The sequence below is a fragment of the Ramlibacter sp. genome (genome assembly GCF_035706265.1).
Taxonomy (GTDB): Bacteria; Pseudomonadota; Gammaproteobacteria; order Burkholderiales; family Burkholderiaceae_C; genus Ramlibacter.
The window spans coordinates 1-6,484 of the sequence record NZ_DASSVG010000591.1; the positions used below are offsets into that span (position 1 = coordinate 1).

At 70.0% G+C, this 6,484-nt stretch carries 6 protein-coding genes; 1 reads left to right on the top strand and 5 read right to left on the bottom strand.

Going from position 1 to position 6,484, the window contains the following annotated elements:
* Nucleotides 1-886: FAD-dependent monooxygenase (locus VFM98_RS21210; RefSeq protein WP_325111876.1), on the top strand; the 886-nt coding region annotated here is incomplete at its 5' end.
* Nucleotides 887-1,038: 152 nt separating this feature from the next.
* On the opposite strand, the gene VFM98_RS21215 is transcribed toward VFM98_RS21210, so the two are convergent.
* The 5 genes from VFM98_RS21215 to VFM98_RS21235 are packed head-to-tail and all read right to left on the bottom strand — an operon-like array spanning nucleotide 1,039 to nucleotide 6,422.
* Nucleotides 1,039-2,184 carry an FAD-dependent monooxygenase gene (locus tag VFM98_RS21215; RefSeq protein WP_325111877.1) on the bottom strand — a complete coding sequence of 382 codons (1,146 nt, stop codon included), beginning with the start codon at nucleotides 2,182-2,184 and terminating at the stop codon, nucleotides 1,039-1,041.
* Complete coding sequence (locus tag VFM98_RS21220; protein WP_325111878.1) at nucleotides 2,181-2,396, bottom strand: hypothetical protein; 216 nt, start codon at nucleotides 2,394-2,396, stop codon at nucleotides 2,181-2,183. The genes VFM98_RS21215 and VFM98_RS21220 overlap by 4 nt, the downstream gene beginning before the upstream one ends.
* Nucleotides 2,387-2,809: a hypothetical protein gene (locus VFM98_RS21225; protein ID WP_325111879.1), complete on the bottom strand. Its 423-nt coding sequence runs from the start codon at nucleotides 2,807-2,809 to the stop codon at nucleotides 2,387-2,389. Before VFM98_RS21225 ends, VFM98_RS21220 begins: the two co-directional genes overlap by 10 nt.
* The gene (locus VFM98_RS21230) at nucleotides 2,806-4,776 is read right to left on the bottom strand and encodes an FAD-dependent oxidoreductase (RefSeq protein ID WP_325111880.1); all 1,971 of its coding nucleotides are present in this window, start codon (nucleotides 4,774-4,776) and stop codon (nucleotides 2,806-2,808) included. The genes VFM98_RS21225 and VFM98_RS21230 overlap by 4 nt, the downstream gene beginning before the upstream one ends.
* Nucleotides 4,773-6,422, bottom strand: a complete 1,650-nt coding sequence (locus VFM98_RS21235; RefSeq protein WP_325111881.1) for a (2,3-dihydroxybenzoyl)adenylate synthase — start codon at nucleotides 6,420-6,422, stop codon at nucleotides 4,773-4,775. Before VFM98_RS21235 ends, VFM98_RS21230 begins: the two co-directional genes overlap by 4 nt.
* Between the last annotated feature and the right edge of the window lie 62 nt (nucleotides 6,423-6,484).

Sequence of the window (6,484 nt, forward strand, 5' to 3'; positions counted from 1 at the left end):
GCTGCCGCGCGTGTTCATCGCCGGCGACGCCTGCCACACCCACAGCCCCAAGGCGGGCCAGGGCATGAACTTCTCGATGCAGGACACCTTCAACCTGGGCTGGAAGCTGGCGGCGGTGCTGCGCGGCCAGTGCGCACCGTCGCTGCTGCACACCTATTCGGCCGAGCGGCAGGGGGTGGCGCAGGAGCTGATCGACTTCGACCGCGAGTGGGCCAAGATGTTCAGCGACCGGGCGAAGGAAGGCGGCGGCGAGGGCGTGGACCCGAAGGAGTTCCAGCGCTACTTCGAGCGCCACGGCCGCTTCACGGCCGGCATGGGCACGCACTACCGGCCGTCGGTGCTCACGGGCGAAGCCACGCACCAGCGCCTGGCCACCGGCTTCGTGATCGGCACCCGCTTCCATTCGGCGCCGGTGCTGCGGATCACGGACGCGAAGCCGGTGCAGCTGGGGCATGCGGGCAAGGCGGATGGGCGCTGGCGGCTGTATGCGTTTGCCGGGGTCGATGACGGCGGGTTGCGCGGGCTGTGCAGCTTCCTGGAGGCGTCGCCGCAGTCGCCGGTGCGCCGGTTCACGCGGGCGGGCGACGACGTGGATTCCGTGTTCGACCTGCGGGCGATCTTCCAGCAGCCGCACGAGGAACTGGAGATCGGCGCGATGCCGGCCCTGTTGCAGCCGCGCAAGGGGCGGTATGGGCTGCGCGATTACGAGAAGGTGTTCACGTCGGTGATGAAGGACGGGACGGACATCTTCGCCCTGCGCGGGGTGGACCGGGCGCGCGGCGCGTTGGTGCTGGTGCGGCCGGACCAGTACATCGCGCATGTGCTGCCGCTGGAGGCGCACGGAGAGCTGGCGGCGTTTTTCGGCGGCTTCATGGTGGAGCGCTGAAGCTGGGGTTCGCGACGCTCACCTTCGCCGGCCTGCGGCCGGTCCAGCCTACGGGGGTCCGGCCGCGCGCCGGATCCAGCGCATGGCGATATCGGCGGCTGGCGGTTTTCGTAGGCTGGTGGTGACCGAAGGGAACCCCAGCATCGGCCGTCCTATTGCCCCCCGGCCAACTCCGGATGCAGCCTCTCGTACGCCGCCGCCAGCCCCGGATCCCGCCGCCGCACCTCCGCATGGTCCACCCGCCCCGTGCGCGTCATGTAGCTGTACGCGAACTCCACCGGCGACGTCGCGGCCACCCGCTCGTCCATCTCCTCGTACCAGCGCAGACTCGCGTTCGCCGCATCCCAGATCTTCTTCATCGGCGGCAGCCGCGTGGCCTGGAAACGCGCCAGCGCCTCCGGCACGTCTCCGCAATCCCTGAACGCCTTGAACAAGGCCACCGCATCTTCCATCGCCAGCCGCGTTCCCGACCCGATGGAGAAGTGCGCGGTGCGCAACGCATCCCCGATCAGCACCACCTTGCCGACGCTCCAGCGGGCGTTCCACACCGCCGGGAAACTGCGCCACTGCGAGTTGTTGCTGATGATCGGATGGCCTTCCAGGTCCGGCGCGAACACCTGCTCGCAGCGACGCATCGCCGCTTCCGGGCCCAGGCGGTCGAAGCCCGCGCGCATCCACGTCGCCTCCGTCACCTCGACGAGGAAGGTGCTGCGGTCCGGCCGGTAGCGGTAATGGTGGGCGCAGAAGACGCCGTCCGGCGTCTTGCGGAAGGTCAGCGTGAGGCTGTTGAACGGTTTGGTCGTGCCCCACCAGATGAAGCGGTTGGGCCGCCAGTCCACCGTGGTGCCGAAGGCCTCGGCATGCTGCGCGCGGATGCTGGAAAACGCGCCGTTGGCCCCCACGATCAGGTCTGCGGGTTCGAGCTGCTCCACACTCTCCGCCTCCACGCCGAAGCGCAGCTTCACCCCCAGCCGCTCCACGTACGCGTACAGCAGCGTCAACAGCTCCAGCCGCCCGATCGAGGAGAAGCCGTTGCCGGCGACCGGCACGCGCGTGTGGTCGTGGACGATCGTGATCTCGGGCCAGGTCTCCAGGTGCGGCGTCAGGTACTGGTACAGCTCCTCGTCATCGGCGCGCAGGAACTCCAGCGCCCGGTCGGAGAAGACCACGCCGAAGCCCCAGGTGGCGTCGCGCGGATTGCGCTCGTGGATCGTGATCTCGTGCGCGGGATCGTGCCGCTTCATCAGCGCGGCGAAGTACAGGCCGGCCGGTCCGGCGCCGACGATCTCGATCCTCATCGCTTGGCCTCCTCACCCGGCCCGCGCGCGGCACCGGCGGCGCGGCGCGCGGCGAATTCCTGCAGCGCCTGCCGGTACTCCGCCTCGCCTTCCGCACTCATGGGCGTGCCGCACTCGTAGCAGCGGCTCGTCATGCGGTCGAACCAGCGGCAGCCGCAGGCGTCGCAGGCGAGTTCCGGCGCCCCGGCGGGATTGCGGAAGATCACCGGCACGCTCCCATGAAGGCGAAGCCCAGTTCCGTGAGCAGTTCCTCGAAGCCGCGCTCCTCCAGGTGGCAGCGCCGGCGCAGGATGTAGCACACGATGTGGCCCGAGCGGATGCCCGCGCGCAGAGTGTCGAACAGGTTGTCGCTGCCTGCCGCGCACACGCCCGCCAGCGCCTCGTCGTCGCAGGCCAGCGCGATGTCGGCGCCGCTGGCCGCGTAGCCGGCAAAGGGCTCCAAGCAGACCGCCACGCCGTTCTCCTCCACCTGCCACAGCAGCATCGTGTCCGGCTGCGCGCGGGCGAGCAGCGCCACCCGCGACCCGGCATCGAGCGGGCCGAACAGGTCGGGCCGGCGCTGCGCCGCCGCCTGCCAGGCCTGCGCCTCGGGCAGCTTCGCACTCGCGGCAACCGCTTCCGTCACAGCCGCACCCCCAGCCGGAAGCCCTCCTGGATCGCCTGCTCCAGCCCGCGCGGGATGAGCGCGTCGCCGGCGCCGTGGAGTTCGTCCACCATCCACTCGAATTCGCCGAACAGCCCGTGCGCCGGCGCCATCTGCGTCGCCAGGATCACGCTGTCGGCCGGCAGCAGCGTCTCTTCACCGCTGGCGCTCACGACCGTCGCACCTTCGGCATCCACCTTCACCAGCCGGGTCGAGGTGCGGCAGGGAATGCCCAGCTCCTCCACCCAGGAGGCGTGGCGCCACTTGAACGAAGGCTTGACGTCGCCGGCGATGCGCTTGTCCTGCTCCACCACCGTGACCTCCGCGCCCTGGTGCTTGCGCAGCGACTCCGCCAGCGTCAGGCCGATCTTGCCGCCGCCCACCACCACCACGCGCTGCCCCGCCTTCACGCGCCCGTGCGCCACGTCCAGCGCGTCGAGCATGCGCTCCGCACCCGGGATGTGGGCATAGCGCTCACGGTCGATGCGGGCGCCGGCGGCCACCACGCAAACGTCGTACTGGTGCAGCACGCTGCGCATGAACTTCGCGTGCACCTCGGTGTTCAGCCGCACCTCGATGCCCAGCTTCTTCGCCACCACTTCGTAGTGGTCGATCACCGACAGCAGGTCGTCCGGGCGCGCGAGGTCGTTGATCGCATAGGCGTACAGGTTGCCGCCGATGCGCGGTGCCTTCTCGAACACCGTGACCTCGTGGCCGCGCTTGCGCGCCGTGATCGCGCACTCCATGCCGGCCGGCCCGGCGCCGATCACCATGATCTTCTTCTTCACCGTGGCGGGCGTGACCTGGTATTCCGGTTCCACCTCGTGACCCAGCGCCGGGTTCATGGTGCAGGTGTAAGGCAGGTCCCGGAACAGGCGCGACAGGCAGTTGAGCGAGCCGATGCAGCGCCGCACCTCGTCCAGCCGGTCTTCCGCCGCCTTGTGGATCAACTCCGGGTCCGCCAGCAGCGGACGGCACACCTCCCAGAAATCGAAGATGCCGTCGCGCAGGCACTGGTCGGCCATGCGCGGATCGGGCAGGCGGTTGCCGAAGGTGATCAGCGTGTCCGGAAAGGTCTTCTTGGCGCGTTCGGACAGGTAGTTCCAGTAGCCGGGCGGAATGTCGCGGCCGATGGACGATTCGGGCGCCTCCTGCCAGCCCACGGTGACGCTGATCATGTCGACGCCGGCGTCCACCGCCTGCTGCATCAGCTCGAAGCACTCGTCCTCGGTGTTGCCGCCCCAGCGGTCCATCAGCTCGGCGCCGTTGAGGCGCACGACCAGCGGGTTGTCGGGCGTGGCCTGCTTGATGCCGTCGATCAGCTCGCGCATGAAGCGGCCGCGGTTGGCGATCGAGCCGCCGTATTCGTCGGTGCGCTGGTTGGTGAAGCGCGAGTTGAAGTTGGCCAGCAGGTAGCCCATGAAGCTGGTGATCTCCGTGCCGTCGAAGCCGGCGCGGATGGCCCGGTCGGCGGCCTCGGCATGCTGCCGGATGCAGTCGCGGATCTCCTCCTTCGTCATCACCTTGGGCGGGCGGAAGTGCGGCAGCGTCTGCGGCACGTCGGAGGGCTGGATGCAGTAGCCCAGGTCGATGCCGCCGTAGCGCCCCGCGTGCAGGATCTGCTGGATCGCCACCGCGCCGTTGGCCTTGATGTCGGCCGCGATGCGCTCGAACTGCGGCAGGAACCTGTCGTCGAAGATCGCCACCTGCCGGAAGTAGGCCTTGCCCTCGCCCATCGGGTCGGGGTAGGCGCCCTGGTTGGTGATGATGCCGCAGCCAGTGCGCGCGATCACCTTCATGCGCGCGATCTCGCGCTCGGTGATGAAGCCGTCGCGCGTGTTGTAGTTGGAGACGCAGCAGGCGCCGTACTTGATGCGGTTGCGCGTTGCGAAGCGGCCCAGGCGGGCCGGCTGGAACAGGTGCGGAAGCTTGGCTTCGCCGGGTTTCATCGCGTCTCCTGACTGGCTTGGGGGTCGGCGGCCATGCGCTGGACCACCAGCTCGCGCAGCTCGCGCTTGAGGATCTTGCCCACCGGGCTGACGGGAAAGGACGGGAACAGCTCCAGCCGCTCCGGCAGCTTGAAGCTGGCGATGCCCTGCGCTTTCAGGTGCGCGATCAGCTGCGCGAAGGTGAGCTCGGCGCCGGGCTGCGTCACCACGCAGGCGCAGCCCTTCTCGCCGAACACCGGATCGGGCATGGCCACCAGGCTCACCTGCCGCACCTGCGGCAGGCGGAAGATCAGGTTCTCCACTTCGTCGCAGCTGATCTTCTCGCCGCCGCGGTTGATCAGGTCCTTGCGGCGGCCCTCGGTGTAGACGTGGCGGCCGCGCTTGCGCACGATGTCGCCCATGCGGTAGAAGCCCTCGGGCGTGAAGGCCTGCGCGTTGATCTCCGGCGCGTCGTAGTAGCCGCGGATCGTGTACGGCCCGCGCGTCACGAGCTCGCCCGCCTCGCCATCGGGCAGCTCGCGGCCGGCGTCGTCCAGCACGCGCAGTTCATCCAGATCGCTCACCGGCGCACCGGAGCTTTCCAGCAGCAGCGGCTCGGGGTCGTCCAGCCGCACCATGTTGATCAGGCCTTCCGCCGTGCCGTAGATCTCCTGCGGGAGGCAACCCAGCTCCTGCCGCACGCGCTGGCGCAGCTCCGGCGCCAGCCGGGCGCCGCCGTTCTGGATCACCTTCAGGGAAGAGAGGTCGAAGCGACGCCCCACCTCCTCGGCCAGCCAGCGCGTGACCAGCGGGACGGCAGCGGCCACCACCGTCACGCGCTCGCGCGCGATGGTCTCGAACACGTCCTGCACCTGCGCGCCGTTCATCACCACCAGCGTGCCGCCGCGGTAGAAGGTGCCCAGCATCCCGGGCGAGGCGAGGTTGTAGTTGTGGCCGAGCGGCAGGATCGCCAGGAACACCGTGCCGGCATCGAAGCCCCCGGCCTCGGAGCACAGCCGCGCGTTGAGCACGTAGTCGTCGTGCGTGCGCGGAATCAGCTTCGACAGCGAGGTCGTGCCGCCGGACAGCAGCATGGTCGAGACTTCATCGGCCCCTGGCTGGCGGGCCGCCAGCGCCGCGCGGTCCGGCGCGGTCGCCAGTGTCCCCCAGGCCAGCTGACCCGCAAGCGGCTCGCCGGCAACGATCACGTGCCGCAGCGCCGGCGCCGCCGGCGCGAGCTCCTGCGCCATGGCGCGGAAGTCGAAGCTGCCCAGGCGCTCCGGCAGGAACCAGGCGCGCGCCTGCGAGGCGGCGAGGAAGTGGCGGACCTCGCTGTGCCGGTGCGCGGGCAAGGCCATCACCGGAATCACGCCGATGGCATTGAGGGCGAGGTAGGCAACCACGAAGTCCACGCCGTTGGGTAGTTGCAACAGCACGCGGTCGCCGGGCACGAGCTCCAGGTGCAGCAGGCCCGCGGCGCAGGCCTGCACGCGCGCCACCAGCTCGCCATAGCTCACGCGCACCGGCCCGTGCACGACGGCGGTCTTCTGCGGATGGCGGGCGGCCGTGCGCGCCACCATGCCGGTGACCGTCACGCCTTCCCAGAGGCCGGCGGCGCGATAGCGCCGCGCGGCGTCCTCCGGCCATGGGACGCAGCCTGGCAGCATGCTTGTCTCCTCTCGTCGTGTCGCGGCAGCCGGCGCGGCTGCCGCGCCCCCGCGCCAGGACG

Coding starts and splice junctions, on each gene's coding strand:
- VFM98_RS21215 (WP_325111877.1), bottom strand. CDS start 2,184: ATGAGGATCGAGATCGTCGGCGCCGGACCGGCCGGCCTGTACTTCGCC.
- VFM98_RS21235 (WP_325111881.1), bottom strand. CDS start 6,422: ATGCTGCCAGGCTGCGTCCCATGGCCGGAGGACGCCGCGCGGCGCTAT.
- VFM98_RS21230 (WP_325111880.1), bottom strand. CDS start 4,776: ATGAAACCCGGCGAAGCCAAGCTTCCGCACCTGTTCCAGCCGGCCCGC.